At 59.7% G+C, this 18,756-nt stretch carries 19 protein-coding genes; 6 read left to right on the top strand and 13 right to left on the bottom strand.

Going from position 1 to position 18,756, the window contains the following annotated elements; translation table 11 throughout:
• Window positions 1-35: 35 nt before the first annotated feature.
• The 3 genes from speD to C1N56_RS15775 form a co-directional block, all read right to left on the bottom strand.
• Window positions 36-845 carry an adenosylmethionine decarboxylase gene (speD, locus tag C1N56_RS15785; RefSeq protein ID WP_058770602.1) on the bottom strand — a complete coding sequence of 270 codons (810 nt, stop codon included), beginning with the start codon at window positions 843-845 and terminating at the stop codon, window positions 36-38.
• Between the two features lie 19 nt (window positions 846-864).
• A complete protein-coding gene (gene speE / locus C1N56_RS15780) occupies window positions 865-1,719 on the bottom strand; it encodes a polyamine aminopropyltransferase (RefSeq protein ID WP_394516851.1) in 855 nt (284 codons plus the stop codon).
• A 109-nt stretch (window positions 1,720-1,828) separates the two neighbouring features.
• Window positions 1,829-2,176 carry a YacC family pilotin-like protein gene (locus C1N56_RS15775; RefSeq protein ID WP_021507525.1) on the bottom strand — a complete coding sequence of 116 codons (348 nt, stop codon included), beginning with the start codon at window positions 2,174-2,176 and terminating at the stop codon, window positions 1,829-1,831.
• 177 nt (window positions 2,177-2,353) lie between these two features.
• On the opposite strand from C1N56_RS15775, the gene cueO reads away from it, so the two are divergent.
• Window positions 2,354-3,967, top strand: coding sequence for a multicopper oxidase CueO (cueO, locus tag C1N56_RS15770; protein WP_141496262.1), 1,614 nt, complete (start codon window positions 2,354-2,356; stop codon window positions 3,965-3,967).
• On the opposite strand, the gene C1N56_RS15765 is transcribed toward cueO, so the two are convergent.
• Window positions 3,954-5,249: a cystathionine gamma-synthase family protein gene (locus tag C1N56_RS15765; RefSeq protein ID WP_058759511.1), complete on the bottom strand. Its 1,296-nt coding sequence runs from the start codon at window positions 5,247-5,249 to the stop codon at window positions 3,954-3,956. The genes cueO and C1N56_RS15765 overlap by 14 nt on opposite strands.
• 154 nt (window positions 5,250-5,403) lie before the next feature.
• Here C1N56_RS15765 and hpt point away from each other — a divergent pair, with 154 nt between their 5' ends.
• From hpt to C1N56_RS15745, 4 genes are all read left to right on the top strand, one after another.
• On the top strand, window positions 5,404-5,940 hold the full coding sequence (gene hpt, locus C1N56_RS15760; RefSeq protein ID WP_021507522.1) for a hypoxanthine phosphoribosyltransferase: 537 nt from the start codon (window positions 5,404-5,406) through the stop codon (window positions 5,938-5,940).
• Window positions 5,941-6,185: 245 nt separating this feature from the next.
• A complete protein-coding gene (locus C1N56_RS15755; RefSeq protein ID WP_021507521.1) occupies window positions 6,186-7,112 on the top strand; it encodes an ABC transporter ATP-binding protein in 927 nt (308 codons plus the stop codon).
• A complete protein-coding gene (locus C1N56_RS15750) occupies window positions 7,109-7,879 on the top strand; it encodes an ABC transporter permease (protein WP_021507520.1) in 771 nt (256 codons plus the stop codon). The genes C1N56_RS15755 and C1N56_RS15750 overlap by 4 nt, the downstream gene beginning before the upstream one ends.
• 151 nt (window positions 7,880-8,030) lie before the next feature.
• On the top strand, window positions 8,031-9,038 hold the full coding sequence (locus tag C1N56_RS15745) for an acyltransferase family protein (RefSeq protein WP_058780458.1): 1,008 nt from the start codon (window positions 8,031-8,033) through the stop codon (window positions 9,036-9,038).
• A 36-nt stretch (window positions 9,039-9,074) separates the two neighbouring features.
• Here the strand turns inward: C1N56_RS15745 and panD are convergent, their stop codons facing one another.
• From panD to thpR, 9 genes are all read right to left on the bottom strand, one after another.
• Window positions 9,075-9,455 (bottom strand): aspartate 1-decarboxylase, encoded by a 381-nt coding sequence (panD, locus tag C1N56_RS15740; protein ID WP_021507518.1) that lies wholly within the window; start codon window positions 9,453-9,455, stop codon window positions 9,075-9,077.
• 85 nt (window positions 9,456-9,540) lie between these two features.
• A complete protein-coding gene (panC, locus tag C1N56_RS15735) occupies window positions 9,541-10,395 on the bottom strand; it encodes a pantoate--beta-alanine ligase (RefSeq protein ID WP_021507517.1) in 855 nt (284 codons plus the stop codon).
• Between the two features lie 15 nt (window positions 10,396-10,410).
• Entirely contained in the window at window positions 10,411-11,205 is a 795-nt protein-coding gene (gene panB, locus C1N56_RS15730) for a 3-methyl-2-oxobutanoate hydroxymethyltransferase (protein WP_088516660.1), read from the bottom strand.
• An 82-nt stretch (window positions 11,206-11,287) separates the two neighbouring features.
• Entirely contained in the window at window positions 11,288-11,773 is a 486-nt protein-coding gene (gene folK / locus C1N56_RS15725; protein ID WP_150360710.1) for a 2-amino-4-hydroxy-6-hydroxymethyldihydropteridine diphosphokinase, read from the bottom strand.
• Window positions 11,770-13,185, bottom strand: a complete 1,416-nt coding sequence (pcnB, locus tag C1N56_RS15720; protein ID WP_206099480.1) for a polynucleotide adenylyltransferase PcnB — start codon at window positions 13,183-13,185, stop codon at window positions 11,770-11,772. Before pcnB ends, folK begins: the two co-directional genes overlap by 4 nt.
• 38 nt (window positions 13,186-13,223) lie before the next feature.
• Complete coding sequence (gene gluQRS / locus C1N56_RS15715; protein WP_394516850.1) at window positions 13,224-14,159, bottom strand: tRNA glutamyl-Q(34) synthetase GluQRS; 936 nt, start codon at window positions 14,157-14,159, stop codon at window positions 13,224-13,226.
• A gap of 70 nt (window positions 14,160-14,229) precedes the next feature.
• Window positions 14,230-14,685, bottom strand: a complete 456-nt coding sequence (gene dksA / locus C1N56_RS15710) for an RNA polymerase-binding protein DksA (protein WP_021507512.1) — start codon at window positions 14,683-14,685, stop codon at window positions 14,230-14,232.
• A 239-nt stretch (window positions 14,686-14,924) separates the two neighbouring features.
• Window positions 14,925-15,641 (bottom strand): DNA/RNA nuclease SfsA, encoded by a 717-nt coding sequence (gene sfsA / locus C1N56_RS15705; RefSeq protein ID WP_058770595.1) that lies wholly within the window; start codon window positions 15,639-15,641, stop codon window positions 14,925-14,927.
• The gene (gene thpR / locus C1N56_RS15700) at window positions 15,642-16,181 is read right to left on the bottom strand and encodes an RNA 2',3'-cyclic phosphodiesterase (protein WP_136547259.1); all 540 of its coding nucleotides are present in this window, start codon (window positions 16,179-16,181) and stop codon (window positions 15,642-15,644) included.
• 35 nt (window positions 16,182-16,216) lie between these two features.
• On the opposite strand from thpR, the gene hrpB reads away from it, so the two are divergent.
• Window positions 16,217-18,694: an ATP-dependent helicase HrpB gene (hrpB, locus tag C1N56_RS15695; protein ID WP_394516849.1), complete on the top strand. Its 2,478-nt coding sequence runs from the start codon at window positions 16,217-16,219 to the stop codon at window positions 18,692-18,694.
• Window positions 18,695-18,756 lie beyond the last annotated feature (62 nt).

Below are 18,756 nucleotides of genomic sequence, written 5' to 3'. Positions count from 1 at the left end.
CCGCGGCGCAGCCTTCACCCACTGCTGGCGCTGAGTTATAACAACTTCAATCCCGTCGCCGGAATATTGCGTCCGTAGTAAATCTCACGCATCTCCTTCCACAGCAGATTGGTGATGCGCTTGTGCTCCTGCGGGCTCAGCTCTTCAGGTTTGGTGTTGAACAGGTAATACTTCAGATCAAATTCTTTCAGCAACATCTTGGTATGAAAGATGTTTTCCTGATAAACGTTAACGTCCACCATGTCGTACATCGCTTTCATATCCTCGGACATGAAGTTCTGAATAGAATTGATCTCATGGTCGATGAAATGCTTCACGCCATTGACGTCGCGGGTGAAGCCGCGCACGCGGTAATCCACGGTCACGATATCCGACTCCAGTTGGTGGATGAGATAATTCAGCGCCTTCAGGGGCGAAATCACGCCGCAGGTCGAGACTTCAATGTCGGCGCGGAAGGTACATAAACCGCCTTCCGGGTGACTTTCCGGATAGGTGTGCACGCAGATGTGACTCTTGTCGAGGTGCGCGACCACCGAATTGGGCAGCGGGCCGGGATGCTCGGAATTATCGATATCCTGCGGATTGATCGGCTCCTCGCTGACCAGAATCGTCACGCTGGCACCCTGCGGCTCATAATCCTGGCGCGCGATATTCAGCACGTTAGCACCGATAATCGAACAGGTCTCGGTGAGGATTTCCGTCAGGCGGTTGGCGTTATATTGCTCATCAATATAGGCGATATAGCCATCACGTTCGGCTTCGCTATTGGCATAGCAAATGTCGTAGATACAAAAACTCAGGCTTTTGGTCAGATTATTGAAGCCATGTAGTTTTAGCTTTTGCAATTGGGTTCACCTCCTGAGATCAGCTGAGCGCGTTTAAAAGATATTGCGGCAGGGCAAAGCTGCCGATGTGCAGCTGTGGCGTGTAGTAACGGCAGGGCAGTCCGGCCGCGGCAAAACGTGACTGCAGCGTCGCAAGGTCCGGCTGGCGCAGCGCCGGATCGTCGCTCGCCCAGGCGAAGGTCATGATGCCGCCGTAGTAAGTCGGAATCGCCGCCTGGTAAAAGCTGACGTCAGCGAAATAGTGGCTGAGTTTGCGGTGGCTGTTGACCGCTTCATCCTGCTGCAGGAAGCAGACGCCGTTCTGCGCGACAAACACGCCACCGTGATTGAGCGCCTGTTTGCAGCCGGCATAAAACGCCGAGGTGAACAGACTCTCGCCGGGACCGATTGGATCGGTACAGTCGGAGATGATCACATCAAACCGTTCCTGCGTCTGGCTGACGAAGTTAACGCCATCGTCGATTACCAGCTGCAGACGCGGATCGTCAAAGGCGCCGGCGCTGTGATTAGGCAGATAGGTTTGGCAGAAATTCACCACGCCGGCATCAATTTCCACCATGGTGATGTGCTCAACGCGCTGATGCCGGGCGACCTCGCGCAGCATCGCGCCGTCACCGCCGCCGATAATCAATACGCGCCGGGCATTGCCGTGCGCCAGAATCGGCACGTGCGTCATCATTTCGTGATAGATAAACTCATCGCGCTCGGTGGTTTGCACCACGCCGTCCAGCGCCATCACGCGGCCAAACGCGGCGTTCTCAAAGATCACCAGATCCTGATGCGCGGTTTTATCGTGGTATAGCAGATTGTCTACGCTGAAATATTGGCCAAAGCCGCTATGCAGCGTCTCATGCCAGGTCTCTTTGTCGGCCATGCCGGAGCGCTCCTTATGCTGTTAACGCGCAATAATGCCAGAAAAAAGCATAACGAATTATGACCGTGCTTGCACGGTCAGGGCGTTAACAGCAGCGCAGGGCGGAGGATTATTTCACGTAGGCAAGCAGGCTGAGGGAATCGCGCGCCAGCGACTTACACTTTTTGTCGTTGGTAATGGCGATACCGCTCAAATCTTTGTAGCTCTCTTCACCGAGGGATTTCATGTTGTAAGCGCTGTAATTGCTCAGATCCCAGCGGTTTTGCTGGGCAAAAAACACCAGTGCTTTACGAATCTGCGCGTCGGGCAGATCCTGATAGCCGCAATCATTTTTCAGATAGACAAACACGGCGGTGAGGTCAGCCAGATCTTCTGCTTCGGATTCGCTCAGGGCAAAACTGGTGGAGGAGAAGCCAAGGAGTCCCGCCAGCAGCAGGATCTTGATGCTTTTCGTCATAATCGTTCTCAACAAGGGACAATTTAATGACGTTAGCACAGTTATTGCCGGGATTCCGCTAAATTTGGCTAAATGGGCCACTGGCGCGTTTTTTATCCCGGCGGGCGCTTTCATCGCTTGACCCTCCCGCAGGGGAAAGGTTTACGCTGTGCCCCTATTCACGATAAGGATATGAATATGCAACGTCGTCATTTTCTCAAGCTGACTGCCGCCCTCAGTGCAGCCGGCGCGCTGCCCTTCTGGAGCCGCTCGCTGATGGCCGCTACGCGCCCGCTGTTGCCCATCCCGTCGCTGCTGGAGCCCGATGCACACGGCCAGTACACGCTGACCGCCATGACCGGCAGCAGCCAGTGGAACGGCAAATCCGTCCCAACCTGGGGTTACAACGGTAGCCTGCTCGGCCCGGCGCTGCGGCTGCAGCGTGAGAAAAGCGTCACCGTCAATATTCATAATCGCCTGCCGGAAGCCACCACGCTGCACTGGCACGGGCTGGAAATTCCCGGCGCGGTGGATGGCGGTCCGCAGGCGCTGATTGCGCCCGGCGCCACGCGTCAGGTGAGTTTTACCCCCGATCAACCGGCGGCGACCTGCTGGTTCCATCCGCATCAGCACGGCAAAACCGGCTATCAGGTGGCGCAGGGGCTGGCGGGGCTGGTACTGCTGGAAGATGAGGCGTCCGGCAAGCTGCGGCTGCCGATGCAGTGGGGCGAAGATGATGTGCCGCTGATTTTCCAGGATAAGCAGCTCACTCAGGACGGCACGCGTATCGATTATCAGCTGGATATCATGCGCGCCGCCGTGGGCTGGTTTGGCGATTTGATGCTGACCAACGGCGTGCCGTATCCGCAGCACGCGGTGCCGCGCGGCTGGCTGCGGCTGCGCCTGCTCAACGGCTGCAACGCGCGCTCGCTGCACATCGCCGCCAGCGATAAACGTCCGCTGTACGTGGTGGCGAGCGACGGTGGCCTGCTGGCTGAACCGGTGAAGGTGGAGAGCCTGCCGCTGCTGCCGGGCGAGCGCTTTGAAGTGCTGGTGGATACTTCAGACGGCAAAACCTTCGATATCGTAACGCTGCCGGTCACGCAGATGGGCATGACGCTGGCGCCGTTCGATCAGCCGCTGCCGCTGGTGCAGATTCTGCCGCTGCGCGTGATGGCCAGCGGTACGCTGCCGGACCAGCTGGTGGATGTGCCGCCGCTGCCGGCAACGGAAGGGCTGCAGAGCCGCTGGCTGCAGCTAATGATGGATCCGCAGCTGGATCAGCAGGGCATGCAGGCGCTGCAGCAGCGCTACGGTGCCAAAGCGATGGGCAGCCAGCACGGCGCGGGCAAAGCGATGGATCATGGCAGCATGAACATGGACCATGGCGCGATGGATCATGGCAACATGGATCACGGCGATATGGCGATGGATCAGGGTAACCACGCCAGCAGCGCCGCATATGATTTCCACAACGGCAACAAAATCAACGGCCAGGCCTTCAACATGGAAAAGCCCATGTTTGCCGTGCCGCTGGGCAAATATGAAAAATGGACCATCTCCGGCGAAGGCGACGCCATGCTGCACCCGTTCCACATTCACGGCACGCAGTTCCGCATTCTGTCCGAAAACGGCAAGCCGCCTGCGGCGCATCGCGCCGGCTGGAAAGACATGGTCAGCGTCAACGGCTGGCGCAGTGAAGTGCTGGTGCGCTTCAACTACGTCGCCGATACTGAAAATGCCTATATGGCGCACTGCCATCTGCTGGAGCATGAAGATACCGGCATGATGCTGGGCTTTACGGTGAGCTGACGGCCGCTTCCAGCGCCAGGCGGATATCCTCAATCAAATCATCGGCATGTTCGATGCCGATCGACAGGCGCACCGTCGCGTCGGTGATGCCGATGCGCTCCCGCACCTCCTGCGGCACGCCGGAATGGGTGGTGCTGGCGGGATGGCTGGCGAGCGACTCGGTGCCGCCGAGGCTCACCGCCAGTTTGAACAGCGCCAGCGCGTTGAGAAAGCGGAATGCCGCAGCCTGGCCGCCCTCGATATCAAAGGAGAAGGTGGAACCGGCACCGCTGCACTGGCGCTGCCAGGTTTCGCCTGCCGGACTGCTGGCGTCGAGATAGGGCAACCAGTGCAGTTTCGCCACCTGCGCGTGATCGCGTAAAAATGCCGCGACCTGTTCCGCATTGCTGGCGGCTTTCTCCATGCGCAGCGACAGCGTTTCCAGCGAGCGGCCAATCATCCAGCTGGAGTGCGGATCGAGCTGGGTGCCAATCGCGCTGCGCAGCGAACGCACTTTGTTGATTAACGCCCGGCTGCCCAGCGCGGCGCCGGCAATCAAATCGGAATGACCGCCGACATATTTGGTCAGCGAGTAGAGCGAGATATCCGCGCCGTGCTGCAGCGGACGCTGAAACAGCGGGCCGAGCAGGGTGTTGTCGCAGGCGAGAATCGGCCGGGAGCCCTGCTGCTGGGTGATCACCTCTGCCACCTGACGCATCAGTTGGATATCTACCAGACTGTTGGTGGGGTTGGCCGGCGTTTCAATCAGAATCATCGCGACGCGCCCGCGCTGCCACGCCAGCTTCGCGGCCTCATACACTTTATCTTCGTCGGTGCCGTCGCTGAACCCCACCGCTTTGATCTCCAGATCGTGCAGCGTTTTGCTCAGCAGCGTTTCGGTGCCGCCGTACAGCGGCTGCGAGTGCAGGATCACTTCGCCGGGACGGGCAAAGGTCAGCAGCGTGGTGGCAATCGCCGACATGCCGGAAGAGAACAGCGCGGCGCTTTCGGCACCTTCATAAATGGCCAGCCGATCTTCGACGATCTCGCTGTTAGGGTGGTTGAAGCGGGAATAGACCAGCCCGCCGCTTTTGCCCGCCGGCGGTTGCTGGCGGCCGGCAACGAAATCGAAAAATTCTTTGCCCTCTTCGGCGCTGTTAAACACAAAGGTTGACGTCAGAAACACCGGCGGCTTCACCGCACCTTCTGACAGGCGCGGATCGTAACCGTAGTTGAGCATCTGCGTTTCCGGATGCAGTTCACGCGTGCCGATCTGCGTTTTTTTACCTGATGAAGCGGCCATAGGGATCTCCAGAGAGAGCGGGCAGGATGCTTACAGTTAACGCCAGCGCAATAAATTTCGCCACGATAACGTTTGCGTTCTGTGCGCGGCGTTAGCCTGTGCGTCGACTATGATAGAATGCGCGGCTTTCTGAAAACCTTCTTAGGCGAATGCAATGAAACACACCGTCGACGTGATGATCTCTGAGCAGGAGATCGCAACCCGTATTGCCGAACTGGGCAAGCAGATCAGCGAGCACTACCGCAACAGCGGCAGCGAAATGGTGCTGGTCGGCCTGCTGCGTGGCTCCTTCATGTTTATGGCAGACCTGTGCCGCGCCATTGATGTCGCGCACGAAGTCGACTTCATGACCGCCTCCAGCTACGGCAGCGGCATGTCTTCCACGCGCGACGTGAAAATCCTCAAAGATCTCGATGAAGACATTCGCGGCAAAGATGTGCTGATCGTCGAAGACATCATCGACTCCGGTAACACCCTGAGCAAAGTGCGTGAAATTCTGCAGCTGCGTGAGCCAAAATCGCTGGCGATCTGCACGCTGCTGGATAAGCCGGAGCGTCGTGAAGTTGAGGTGCCGGTCGAGTTTGTCGGCTTTACCATTCCGGATGAGTTCGTGGTCGGCTTCGGTATCGACTACGCACAGCGCTATCGTCATTTGCCGTATATCGGCAAAGTTACGCTGCTGGACGAATAACCGCACAATCTTCCAAGGCTGATTCCCTCCGCCTGCGATAAGATGCGCAGCCCGTAACTCAATGACTTACGGGCTCGGCACGCGTTTTCCTGCGGTACGCAGAGTGGTAGAGTGTGGTGGGTTATCACTCTGCGCAATTCCTTTGATTTCACAACCGTTATCGCTGAATAACCCCGCACGCTCGACGCGAGCGCACTATCATTTCATATGGCTATGATGTCACTACAACAGGGTACGGACTCGCAATGACTTATGCACTGGAACTTTCCGGGCTGACCAAGACCTATCCCGGCGGCGTACAGGCGCTGAAAGGCCTCGATCTCAACGTGGAAGCAGGCGACTTTTATGCCTTACTGGGCCCTAACGGTGCCGGTAAGTCCACCACCATTGGCATTATCAGCTCGCTGGTAAACAAATCCAGCGGCAGCGTGCGCGTGTTTGGCTACGACCTGCAGAAAGATGTGGTCAACGCCAAGCGGCAGCTTGGGCTGGTGCCACAGGAATTCAACTTTAACCCGTTTGAAACCGTGATGCAGATTGTGGTTAATCAGGCCGGTTATTACGGCGTGGAACGCGCCGAAGCGAACAAGCGCGCGGAAAAATACCTCAATCAGCTCGACCTGTGGGGCAAGCGTAACGAACGGGCGCGCATGTTGTCCGGCGGCATGAAGCGCCGGCTGATGATTGCCCGTGCGCTGATGCATGAACCGAAACTACTGATTCTTGATGAGCCGACGGCTGGTGTGGATATCGAACTGCGCCGCTCAATGTGGGTGTTCCTGAAAGAGCTGAACGCCAAAGGCACCACCATCATCCTGACTACCCACTATCTGGAAGAGGCGGAAATGCTGTGCCGTAACATCGGCATCATCCAGAGCGGCGAGCTGGTGGAGAACACCTCAATGAAAGGGCTGCTGTCCAAGCTGCAGTCGGAAACCTTTATCCTCGACCTGGCGCCGCGCAGCCCGCTGCCGCAGCTGGAGGGCTTCCAGTATCGTCTGGTTGATACCTCAACGCTGGAAGTGGAAGTGATGCGTGAACAGGGGCTGAATAGCGTATTCAGCCAGCTGAGCGCGCAGGGCGTGCAGGTGCTCAGCATGCGCAATAAAGCGAATCGTCTGGAAGAGCTGTTCGTCAGCCTGACGCAGGGAAAAACAGGAGTAACCGCATGACGCATCTGTACTGGGTGGCGCTCAAGAGTATCTGGAGCAAAGAGATCAACCGTTTTGCCCGCATCTGGATTCAGACGCTGGTGCCGCCGGTGATCACCATGACGCTGTACTTCATTATCTTTGGCAATCTGATCGGCTCACGCATCGGCGATATGCACGGCTTCAGCTATATGCAGTTTATCGTGCCGGGCCTGATTATGATGGCGGTAATCACCAACGCTTACGCCAACGTCGCCTCGTCATTCTTCAGCGCCAAGTTCCAGCGCAACATTGAAGAGCTGCTGGTGGCGCCGGTGCCGACGCACATCATTATCGCCGGTTATGTCGGCGGCGGCGTAGCGCGCGGCGTGTGCGTGGGCGTGCTGGTGACGGCGGTGTCGCTGTTTTTCGTGCCGTTCCACGTATTCTCGTGGCCGATGGTGGCGATCACGCTGCTGCTGACGGCGATTCTGTTCTCGCTGGCGGGCCTGCTGAATGCGGTGTTTGCGCGCACCTTTGACGATATCAGCCTGATCCCGACCTTCGTGCTGACGCCGTTAACTTACCTCGGTGGCGTATTCTACTCGCTGGCGCTGCTGCCGCCGTTCTGGCAGGCGGTGTCGAAGCTCAATCCGGTGGTGTACATGATCAGCGGGTTCCGCTATGGCTTCCTTGGTATCAATGATGTTCCGCTGGTGTTGACGCTGTCAGTGCTGGTGGCGTTTATCGTGGTGTTTTACGTGCTGGTGTATGCGCTGATTCAGCGCGGACGTGGCTTGCGCACCTGAGGCGCAGCTCCGAATAAGAAGCCTCTGCCGGCGTCGTCCGGCGGCGGCTTTTTTTTACCCACTCTTCGCAATTCCAGACGCGTCTTGTGCTTTCAGTCTGTGGCTTTCCCCATAGTGGCCGCTGACCAAAAAAGCAGCGGGGAAGCGAAGAGTGAATCGGGTATCATGGATTGATAATTTACGCGGCATGAGCATTCTGGCGGTGATTTTTTTGCACTGCATGATTGCAGTGAACCAGCAGGCCGGGCACTTCACTGCCTTTAACGAGCTGGTGAATCAGCTGCTGGCGCCGGTGCGTATGGGGCTGATGTGCTTTGTCTCCGGACTGTTCGTCGCCAGCGGTTTACGCCACGGGCAGGCGCGCTATCTGCGAAACAAAGTCAGCAGCATTCTCTATCCGTTTGCCGTCTGGGCGCTGATCTACGGCGGGCTGAAGTGGACCTTCAGCGCGATGGCCAATCACCCACAGTCGCCGCTGGCCATCGCGCTCGGCCATCTGAGCGGCGGCGATATCACCTGGTTTCTGCACTCGCTGTTTCTGTTCTTTGTGCTGATTATCCCGGCGCGCCGCCTGCCCGCGGCGCTGGTGCTGACATTGTGCGTTGCCGGTGCGGTGCTGCTGCCGCCGGTGCCGCCTGACTCGCTGTTTGCCAGTTTCGACAACCTGCATCTGAACAAGTCGCTGGTGCTGTTTGCCTTCTTCTACAGCGCCGACTGGCTGGTGCGCCAGGATATTGATATTGCCGCGTTCGCGCAGCGTCGTACGCCGCTGCTGCTGTCGCTGATCGCCTTTATGCTGCTCGCGGCGTTCAGCCTGTGGGGCGGGCTGCGTCAGCATTCGCCGTGGCTGCTGCCGCTGGCGCTGCCCTCAATCCCGCTGTTCGTTGCGCTGGCCTGCCGTATCAATCTGCGGGCGGTTAACTACGTTGGCCGCCATTCGATTGTGTTTTATCTGTCGCACTATCTGGCGATTCAGGTGTGCAGTAAATTGCTGCGCCACGACGGCCACTCTGCGTGGCTGGCTGACCTGCATTTTGTGCTGGCGTTCAGCGTCGCGCTGGCGTTGCCAACGGCGCTGTGCGTACTGCGGGCAAAAGGATGGTTTGACTGGTTGTTTACGCTGAAGCGCAAAGGGCAGCCGCAGCTGGCGGGCGTATAAGGAAAAGGCGCGCTGTCCGTACAGCGCGCGGGATGATCAGGCCACCTGCACCGGTAGCGCTTTAGCGATACGTTTCATCTCGTTATCGCCGTCGAAGTAGGCCACTTTGGGCTGCCAGCTGCGCGCCACTTCATCTTCCACCTGCACATAAGAACAGATGATCAGCAGATCGCCCTGACAGGCACAGCGCGCGGCTGCGCCGTTGACCGAAATGATTTTCGAGCCACGCTCGGCGGCAATGGCATAGGTAGAGAAGCGCTGGCCGTTGGTGACGTTATAGATGTCGATGGCTTCGTATTGCAGAATGCCGGAGGCATCAAGAAAATCCTGATCGATGGCGCAGGAGCCTTCATAATGCAAATCCGCCTGCGTCACTTTTACGCGGTGCAATTTGCCTTGTAATACGGTACGAATCATAGCGTGATACCTTTGTTATACCCGTGCGCGGCCGGTTTCTACCGCGCAGTGTGTAGCGGGTACATGCTGCCCATAAACGACGGCGTTAAACCGTCAGATCCACTTGCTGATTATCAATCAAACGCGCATTACCGAGCCAGGCGGCCATCAGAATCACTGCGCGCTGGCTGTCGACCGTCAGCGGCTGCAGCGTATCGGCATCGCAGATGGCCAGGCCGTCGGGGCGCAGGCCCTGATCGCGCAGCGTCTGTTCGGCGTGCTCAATAATCTCATCCACGTGCCGCTCGCCGTTGCTGAGGCGCTGCGCCATGCTGTTCATCACCTGGCTGAGCACCGGCGCCAGCTTGCGTTCATCGGCAGTAAGATAGCCGTTACGTGAGCTGAGCGCGAGACCGTCTTTGGCGCGCACCGTCGGCACGCCAACGATGTCAATGTCAAAGCCCATGTCCGCCACCATCTTGCGGATGATCGCCAGCTGCTGAAAATCCTTCTCGCCAAAACAGGCGATATCCGGCTGCACCAGATTAAACAGCTTGCTAACGATGGTGGCCACGCCGCGGAAATGACCGGGACGGCTGGCGCCCTCCAGCAGCGAGGAGAGGCCCGGGACTTCAACAAACGTCTGGCTGTCGAGACCCTGCGGATAGACATCGGCCGGCGCCGGGGCAAAGACCAGGTCGACGCTGTGGCGATTGAGTTTTTCACAATCGTCCTGCAGCGTGCGCGGATAGCGCGCCAGGTCGTCGGCGCGATCAAACTGCATCGGGTTAACGAAGATCGATACCACCACGATATCTGCGCGCTGGCGTGCTTCATCCACCAGCGTCAGATGCCCCTCATGCAGGTTACCCATAGTGGGCACCAGCGCGATGCGTTTACCTGCCTGGCGCCAGCGTCGAATCTCACGGCGCAGCAGCGGCAGCGTTTCAATGATCAGCACTGCAAATCTCCTGATTTACTGGAAACTGTGTTCGGCAGCAGGGTAGGTGCCTGCCTCAACGTCGGCCATATACTGGCGAATTGCCGCACGAATGTCGCCGGTTTCCGCAAGGAAATTTTTGGCAAATTTTGGAATGTGGCCGCCGGTAATACCAAACGCGTCGTGCATCACCAGAATCTGGCCGTCGGTGACGTTACCGGCACCGATGCCGATCACCGGTACCGATAACGCTTTTGTGACGCGCTCAGCCAGCGCGACCGGCACGCACTCCAGCACCAGCAGCTGCATGCCGGCCGCTTCCAGCGCCAGCGCATCCGCCAGCAGGCGCTCGGCTGCCGCTTCATCGCGCCCCTGCACCTTGTAGCCACCGAAGATATTAACCGACTGCGGCGTCAATCCCAGATGACCACACACCGGCACGGCGCGCTCGGTCAGCATGCGCACGGTCTCTGCCAGCCAGGCGCCGCCTTCCAGTTTTACCAGGTTGGCACCGGCGCGCATCAGCTGCGCGGCACTGTCAAAGGTTTGCTGCGGCGTGGCGTAACTCATAAACGGCAGGTCGGCCATCACCAGCGCGTTGGGCGCACCGCGCCGCACGGCGGCGGTGTGATAAGCAATATCGTCGACCGTCACCGGCAGCGTGGAATCATGGCCCTGCACGGTCATGCCGAGCGAATCGCCAATCAGCAGCAGCGGAATGCCCTGGTCGGCAAACAGGCGCGCGAAGCTGAAATCGTAGGCGGTCAGCGTGGCGAACTTGCGGCCGCTGGCTTTCAGCTGGCGTAAGTGAGAGAGGGTGGTGGGTTTCATCGCAATCTCCAGCATTTTCTGATGCGCGCAGTGTACTGGATTGATTGCAAAGGCGATACGACGGGCGTGCGATTCTGCCGCGTCAGGCAGACCACAAGCGGATGCTGCTGCGGTCCAGCGTCGCCAGAATGCCGGCCAGCGGCTGACCGTTCGGCAGGCGCAGCGCTGGCGCAATCTCCAGCAGCGGCACCAGCATGAAGGCGCGGTTGTGCATATCGTAGTGCGGCACCGTCAGGCGAGGCGTGTGGATCACTGCATTGCCGAAAAGCATAATATCGAGGTCCAGCGTGCGCGGGCCCCAGCGTTCGGCTTTGCGCACCCGGCCATGCTCCAGCTCAATGCGCTGGGTGTGATCGAGCAGCGTTTCCGCGGCCAGTGTGGTCTCCAGCGACACCACGGCGTTGAGGTAATCCGGCTGATCCGGCGGGCCGTACGGTGGCGTGCGATAAAACGCGGAGGTGGCGACGCGGTGGGTATCGGGAATGGCATCCAGCGCGGCCAGCGCTGCATCAACCTGATGCAGCGGATCGGCGAGATTACTGCCTAAGGCGAGATAGACCCGCGTCATGACGCGCTGTGGTTGCTGTCGCGGCGCGGGCCAGCAGGACGACGGCGTGGACGGCGCGGTTTACGGCGCGGAGCCGGATCGTCACCCAGGGTGTTGAGCATGGTTTTCTGCTGTGTCGGCACCGCCGACTGGAACTCGCCCCACCACTGGCTGAGGCGCAGCAGCTCGGCGTTGTTCTCGACTTCTGCACGCAGCGCCAGCAGGTCGTAGGCGGCGCGGAATTTAGGATGCTCCATCAGCTTCCATGCGCGCTTACCGTGACGGCGCGACATGCGCAACTGCAGCTGCCAGATATCGCGAATCAGCGTGGTGATACGTTTCGGAATCGCCAGCGCACGGCAGGCTTCATCCAGCGTTTCGTTCATGGACAGCGCAAAGGCGTCGAAATAGGTCAGGCCGCTCTCCTGCGCAATCTGCTCGGCTGACTCCAGCTGCGGATACCAGAACATCGCCGCAAACAGGAACGCCGGATTCACGCGCATGTCGTTGTGCAGGCGGGTATCGGTGTTTTTCAGCACCTGGGCCAGCATGCGTTCCATCGGGCTGTCGCCCTGTTCGGTGAAGTTGCGCGCCAGCGTCGGGAACAGCGGCTGGAACAGCTGGTATTCGCGCATCATCAGATAGGTGCGATAACCGTAACCGGCCTGCAGCAGCTTCAGCGACTCCTCAAACAGGCGCGCCGGCGGAATGTCATTCAGCAGCGTGGCGAGGCGGGGAATCGGCTCGGCGGTTTCCGCCGCAATGCTCATGTCCAGCTTGGCGGCGAAGCGCACCACGCGCAGCATACGCACCGGATCTTCGCGGTAGCGCGTTTCCGGATCGCCAATCATGCGGATGATGCCTTCCTGCAGATCCTGCAGGCCACCGACGTAATCGCGTACGGTGAAATCAGCCACGCTGTAATAGAGGCTGTTGATGGTTAAATCGCGGCGCTGCGCATCATCTTCAATGTTGCCAAAAATGTTGTCGCGCAGCAGCATGCCGTTCTGACCGCGCTGCGAACCGTTGCGATCGTCGACGCTCTCTTCCTGATGATGGCCGCGGAACGTGGCGACTTCGATCACTTCCGGACCGAACATCACATGCGCCAGACGGAAGCGACGCCCGACCAGGCGGCAGTTGCGGAATAGCTTACGCATCTGCTCCGGCGTGGCGTTGGTGGTCACGTCAAAGTCCTTCGGCTTTTTACCCAGCAGCAAATCGCGCACGCCGCCGCCAACCAGATAGGCTTCGTATCCGGCTTTGTTCAGGCGATACAGCACTTTGAGAGCGTTTTCGCTGATATCTTTGCGTGAGATATTGTGGCTTTCCCGGGGGATAACGGTCATCAGACTTACGGTTTCCACCTCTTCAGGGGCCTCCTCATCACGCTTGAGGACTCTCCGGCAAAAATTAGCGACTCGGGTAAAAATGGGACACCTCGACAGTGAGAAAATGGGTGTGAATAAAATCAGCGGCTAATCATAGCCTGTTGCGAACCATTTAGGAATGGCGTTGTCGTCTCATCCGGTTGTTGCGCATCATGCCGCGGAATCGATGCGCTATCCCAGTGTGTAACGGCATGGTCCAGCAACGCCTCCAGCCCATGGTCCTGCCAGCCCGGCAAAACCGACTGCCCCAGGAAGCTCAGCGCCTGCACCAGCACCGGTCGCGGATCGCCGTCCGGTAAGGCCGGCGCGTGGTTCTGCTTCGACAATTTATTACCGTCCGGGTTAATTGCCAGCGGCAGATGCAGATAAGCCGGCACCGGCCAGCCAAACTGCTGATACAGCGCAATCTGGCGCACCGTTGGCTCAATCAAATCCGCACCGCGCACAATCTCCGTCACGCCCTGAAAATGGTCATCGACCACCACCGCAAGGTTATAGGCGAACAGGCCGTCACGACGGTGAATAATAAAGTCTTCCTGCGCCAGACGCGGCTCCGCCTGCAGATGGCCGCGCAGGCGATCGTCAAAACCGTACACCGGCGCATGCTGACGCAGCCGCAGCGCGGCGCCGGCCGGCGGCAGATGTAAATCGCGGCAGTGACCGTCGTAAAAGCCGCCCAACTGCTGAATGCGGCTGCGCGGGCAGGTACAGAAGTAGCTTCGACGATGTTCGCGCAGCCAACTCAGCGCCGCGCGATAAGCCTCGTGGCGCTGCGACTGCCACAGCACGTCGCCGTCCCAGTGCAGCCCATAATGGGTCAGCTGACGCAGGATGCGCGTTGCGGCACCGGCGACTTCACGTGGCGGATCAATATCTTCAATGCGCACAAGCCAGCGGCCCTGCTGCGCACGCGCGCTCAGGTAGCTGCCTAATGCGGCTATCAGCGAACCGAAATGAAGATCACCGGAAGGAGAGGGGGCGAAACGCCCGATGCAGGGAAGCGTGGCGGACATCATGCTGTGGTACACCGCACGGCGGGAAAACAGTGGTTTTCCCGGCTGTGCGGCGACAGTCTGTTAACGGCCATTAGCCTGCCATCTGCTTCTCGCGGATTTCTGCCAGCGTTTTGCAGTCAATGCAGAGATCGGCGGTCGGACGCGCTTCGAGACGGCGGATACCAATTTCGACCCCACAGGATTCGCAGTAGCCAAAGTCGTCGTCTTCCACTTTCTTGAGCGTTTTCTCAATCTTTTTAATGAGTTTGCGCTCACGATCGCGGTTACGCAGCTCCAGGCTGAATTCCTCTTCCTGGGCGGCACGGTCAACCGGATCCGGGAAGTTGGCAGCTTCGTCCTGCATATGCGACACAGTACGGTCTACTTCATCCCTGAGTTGGTTGCGCCAGGCTTCCAGAATCTTGCGGAAATGGCTCAGCTGGGCGTCATTCATATACTCTTCGCCCGGTTTCTCCTGATACGGCTCCACCCCAGCGATGGCGAGGATACTCAGGGACGATGTTTTACGGTTTTGCCCTTCTTGCATGTTGTTTCTCCTGGATAACACGCACTACCCGTTCTGTTTCAGATTGCGAAAGCCTTTGCCTGCAACCCGACGCATGCGGGGCATATCGATTCCCATCAGGGAAAAAAACAGGCCGCTATAAATAGCAGAAGCAATCAAGGTTGGCAATTATTCATGAACGCACCTTGACAAGCCTGTGAGGAACAGCGTATTTAGCGCACCGCTCAGAACATTCTTATCACAGCAAATAACGTTAAATATTACAACTGTGCGTTAATCGTTACCGTTAACGGCCGGGTAAGTAACATTTCTGCCGGTGAAATCTGAGCCTGATACGCCAACACTTCCACACCGCAGCGCTGCGCCTGTACCAGTAGTTCTGCGTATTGCGCATCGATATGGTGCGCCGGGGAAACGTCCTCAATCCCCGTGTGCAGAACAGCAAACAACAAAACGGCCCGGTGGCCTTCTGCCGCGATAGTGCTTAATTCGCGCAGATGTTTCTGTCCACGAGCCGTCACCGCATCCGGAAAATAGCCTTTACCATTTTGTAAAAGGGTGACGGACTTGACTTCAATATAGCAGTTGGCTTTGCCCTCCGCTTGCAACAGGAAGTCAATTCGGCTTTTTTCCGTGCCGTATTTCACCTCAGCCTGGCAGTGGCTATAAGCGGATAATTCCGGAATTGCGTCGCGCAGCAGCGCCTCGCGCACCAGTTGGTTAGCGCGCAGAGTATTGACGCAAATCCAGTGACCCTGCGCGGTTTGCGTTATTTCCCAGCTGTGCGGATATTTGCGCGTCGCGCTGGCCGAGGTGGAGTACCACACCGTATCGCCTGGCGTGGCGCAGCCGGTCATCGCGCCGGTATTGGCGCAGTGCAGGGTAAAGGTGTCACCTTGCGGCGTAATGACATCGGCTAAAAAACGTTTATAGCGGGTGATTAAGCGGGCTGATTGTAACGGCGGATCGAACTGCATTTATGCTCCTGCGGCAGATAACAGTGGCCAGCGCGCCAGCCGGCGATAGCGCGTGCGTCCCTGCGTGAAGCTGGACGCAAACAGCGCGAAATGACTCACCTCAATGCGCCAGTGAAAACCGCGCGGCGGCAGCGCCACGGCCTGCGCAGCGTGGCGCAGCAGGGTGATGTGGGGATGGAACGGCTGCGTACTCTGCGCACAGCCATGACGCGCGGCCTGGGCGCGCAGCAGATTGGCCAGCTGCAGTAAACCGCGCGGCGCGCGCTGGCAGCCAAGCCACACCACGCCGGGACGCGGCCAGTGACCGGCGTCATCGAGATCCAGCGTAAAGCCCGGCTGGCGGATGCGTGCCGCCAGCTGCTGCAGCTGCTCCGCCGTTTCCGTGCTGACCTCACCGAGAAACGCCAGCGTCAGGTGCAGATTCGCCGCCGCCACCGGTTTACCCGCGTCTGCGGCGAAGCAATCGGCCCGCCATTGCACCAGCTGTTGCTGGAGGGCATCAGGCAATTCGAGGGCAAAAAACAGTCGTTGCGTGGCCATGCTGAACTCCGGTAATTGGCGCCGGGTGGTGTACAATGCGCGCCATCTTAGCACAGGCAGAGTGGGAGTTGAGTGTGAGTGAGTTACCGGTAAGCGAGGTACTGCCTGCATTGCTGGCCGCGCTGGCGCAGTCGCCACAGGTGCTGCTGGCGGCCCCGACCGGCGCCGGGAAATCCACCTGGCTGCCGCTACAGCTGCTGCAACAGGCGCAGCTGTCAGGGCAAATCATCATGCTGGAGCCGCGCCGGCTGGCGGCACGCAACGTGGCACAGCGGCTGGCGGAACAGCTGGGTGAACAGCCAGGCGAGACGGTAGGCTATCGGCTGCGCGGGGAAAACTGCAGCAGCGCAGCGACGCGTCTGCTGGTGGTCACCGAAGGCATTCTGACGCGCATGCTGCAGCGCGATCCGCTGCTGGAGGGCGTATCGCTGGTGATCCTCGACGAATTCCATGAGCGCAGCCTGCAGGCAGACCTGGCGCTGGCGCTGCTGCTTGATGTGCAGCAGGGATTGCGCGACGACCTGAAAATTCTGCTGATGTCGGCAACGCTGGATAATCAGCAGCTACGCACGCTACTGCCCGACGCGCCGTTTATTGCGTCACAGGGGCGCAGCTTTCCGGTGATCCGACGTTACGCTTCGCTCAATCCGCAGCAGCGGTTTGAAGAGGCAGTGGCGCGCGAGGTTGCACAGTTGCTGCGGGATGAGCCCGGTTCGCTGCTGCTGTTTCTGCCCGGTGTGGCGGAGATTGAACGGGTGAAGCGTGAACTGGCGTCGCGCGTCAGTGATGAGGTGGATTTATCTCCTTTATATGGTGCGCTGTCGCTGGAGGCGCAGCGGCGGGCTATTCTGCCGGCCGCGCCGGGCCGGCGTAAAGTGGTGCTCGCCACCAACATCGCTGAAACCAGCCTGACGATTGAAGGTATTCGCCTGGTGGTGGACAGCGCGCTGGAGCGCGCGGCGCAGTTTGACGTGCGCAGCGGCGTGACGCGTTTGCTGACCCAGCGCATCAGCCAGGCATCAATGACGCAGCGCGCTGGCCGCGCCGGTCGCCTGGCGCCGGGGATCTGTCTGCATCTGCTGCCGCAGGAGCAGGCGCTGCGTGCGGCGGCGCAGAGTGAGCCGGAGATACTCACCAGCGATCTGGCCTCGCTGCAGCTGGATTTACTGCAGTGGGGCTGTCAGGACGCGGCTCAGCTGCAATGGCTGGATAGTCCACCGGCGCGCAGCCTGCAGGCGGCACGTCAACAGCTGCAGCGGCTCGGCGCACTGGATAGCGAAGGGCGGCTCAGCGCGCGCGGCCGTAAAATGGCGCAGCTCGGCAGCGATCCGCGTCTCACGGCGATGCTGTGCGCCGCCGGCGACGATGTGCACGCCATCGCCAGCGCGGCGCAGCTGGTGGCGATTCTGGAGGATCCGCCGCGCAGCGGCAGTGTCGATCTGCGCGATGCGCTCAACCAGCCACAACCGCAGTGGCTGCGGCGCGCGCGCCACTGGCAGCAGCGCCTGAATGCAGGTCAGGGGCGTGTTGACGCCGATCGCTTCCCGGCGCTGCTGGCCGCCGGATTTGCTGACCGGCTGGCGCAGCGTCGCGGTCACAGCGCGCGCTATCAGCTCGCCAATGGTATCGGCGCGATGCTGGATGAGCACGACGGCCTGAGCCGCTATGAGTGGCTGATTGCACCGAGCCTGCTGCAGGGGGCCAGCAGCGCTGATGCGCGCATGCTGCTGGCGCTGCCGGTAGAGATGGATGCGTTACGCCAGCAGTGCCCGCAGCTGGTGGAGCAGCGTACCGATGTGGACTGGGATGAAGACAAAGGCACGCTGCGCGCGTGGAAGCGGGAAGCGATTGGCGCGCTGATCCTGCGGGCCCAGCCGCAGGCGCGGCCCGAGCCGGAGATCCTGCATCCGGCGATGCTGCGCTGGATCCGCGAAAAAGGGCTGGCGGTGCTCGTCTGGACGCCAGAGGCAGAGCAGCTGCGTGTGCGCCTGCAGTGCGCCGCGCAGTGGCTGCCGGAAGAGGCGTGGCCGACGCTGGATGATGACACGCTGCTGGCCTCGCTGGAGCACTGGCTGTTGCCGGAGATGGGCGCAGTACGCGATTTGAAAGGGCTGCAGAGCGTTAATCTTGTCAGCGCTTTATTACATTTGCTGACATGGTCACAGCGGCAGCGGCTGGATACTGTGCTGCCAACTCATTACACTGTGCCGACCGGAAGTCGCCTGCCGATTCGCTACGACGCGGAAAAGCCCCCCGCGCTGGCGGTGCGTATGCAGGAGATGTTTGGCGAGGCGCAGAACCCGGCGGTTGCCGATGGGCGCGTTCCGCTGGTGCTGGAGCTGCTTTCGCCGGCGCACCGTCCGCTGCAGATCACCCGTGACCTCGCGGCGTTCTGGCGCGGTGCGTATCCTGAAGTGCAGAAAGAGATGAAAGGGCGCTATCCCAAACATCCGTGGCCGGACGATCCGGCCAGCGCCTTGCCGACGAGGCGTACCAAAAAATATTCCTCGTAGCCCGCAGTGGATCGAATTCAGAGGGTTCTGCCATGCGCGGCACGAGAAAGCAGTTAGAGTAG

This window comes from Pantoea sp. SGAir0175 (assembly GCF_043547855.1).
The sequence above is the reverse complement of the archived record's forward strand: the minus strand, read 5'-3'. Positions and strand labels throughout refer to the sequence as shown.

Excerpts from the sequence above, each read along its gene's own strand:
- speE (WP_394516851.1), bottom strand. The coding sequence starts at position 1,719 with ATGGCCGACAAAGAGACCTGGCATGAGACGCTGCATAGCGGCTTTGGC.
- C1N56_RS15775 (WP_021507525.1), bottom strand. The coding sequence starts at position 2,176 with ATGACGAAAAGCATCAAGATCCTGCTGCTGGCGGGACTCCTTGGCTTC.
- cueO (WP_141496262.1), top strand. The coding sequence starts at position 2,354 with ATGCAACGTCGTCATTTTCTCAAGCTGACTGCCGCCCTCAGTGCAGCC.
- C1N56_RS15765 (WP_058759511.1), bottom strand. The coding sequence starts at position 5,249 with ATGGCCGCTTCATCAGGTAAAAAAACGCAGATCGGCACGCGTGAACTG.
- hpt (WP_021507522.1), top strand. The coding sequence starts at position 5,404 with ATGAAACACACCGTCGACGTGATGATCTCTGAGCAGGAGATCGCAACC.
- C1N56_RS15755 (WP_021507521.1), top strand. The coding sequence starts at position 6,186 with ATGACTTATGCACTGGAACTTTCCGGGCTGACCAAGACCTATCCCGGC.
- C1N56_RS15750 (WP_021507520.1), top strand. The coding sequence starts at position 7,109 with ATGACGCATCTGTACTGGGTGGCGCTCAAGAGTATCTGGAGCAAAGAG.
- panD (WP_021507518.1), bottom strand. The coding sequence starts at position 9,455 with ATGATTCGTACCGTATTACAAGGCAAATTGCACCGCGTAAAAGTGACG.
- panB (WP_088516660.1), bottom strand. The coding sequence starts at position 11,205 with ATGAAACCCACCACCCTCTCTCACTTACGCCAGCTGAAAGCCAGCGGC.
- folK (WP_150360710.1), bottom strand. The coding sequence starts at position 11,773 with ATGACGCGGGTCTATCTCGCCTTAGGCAGTAATCTCGCCGATCCGCTG.
- gluQRS (WP_394516850.1), bottom strand. The coding sequence starts at position 14,159 with ATGATGTCCGCCACGCTTCCCTGCATCGGGCGTTTCGCCCCCTCTCCT.
- dksA (WP_021507512.1), bottom strand. The coding sequence starts at position 14,685 with ATGCAAGAAGGGCAAAACCGTAAAACATCGTCCCTGAGTATCCTCGCC.
- sfsA (WP_058770595.1), bottom strand. The coding sequence starts at position 15,641 with ATGCAGTTCGATCCGCCGTTACAATCAGCCCGCTTAATCACCCGCTAT.
- thpR (WP_136547259.1), bottom strand. The coding sequence starts at position 16,181 with ATGGCCACGCAACGACTGTTTTTTGCCCTCGAATTGCCTGATGCCCTC.
- hrpB (WP_394516849.1), top strand. The coding sequence starts at position 16,217 with ATGCGCGCCATCTTAGCACAGGCAGAGTGGGAGTTGAGTGTGAGTGAG.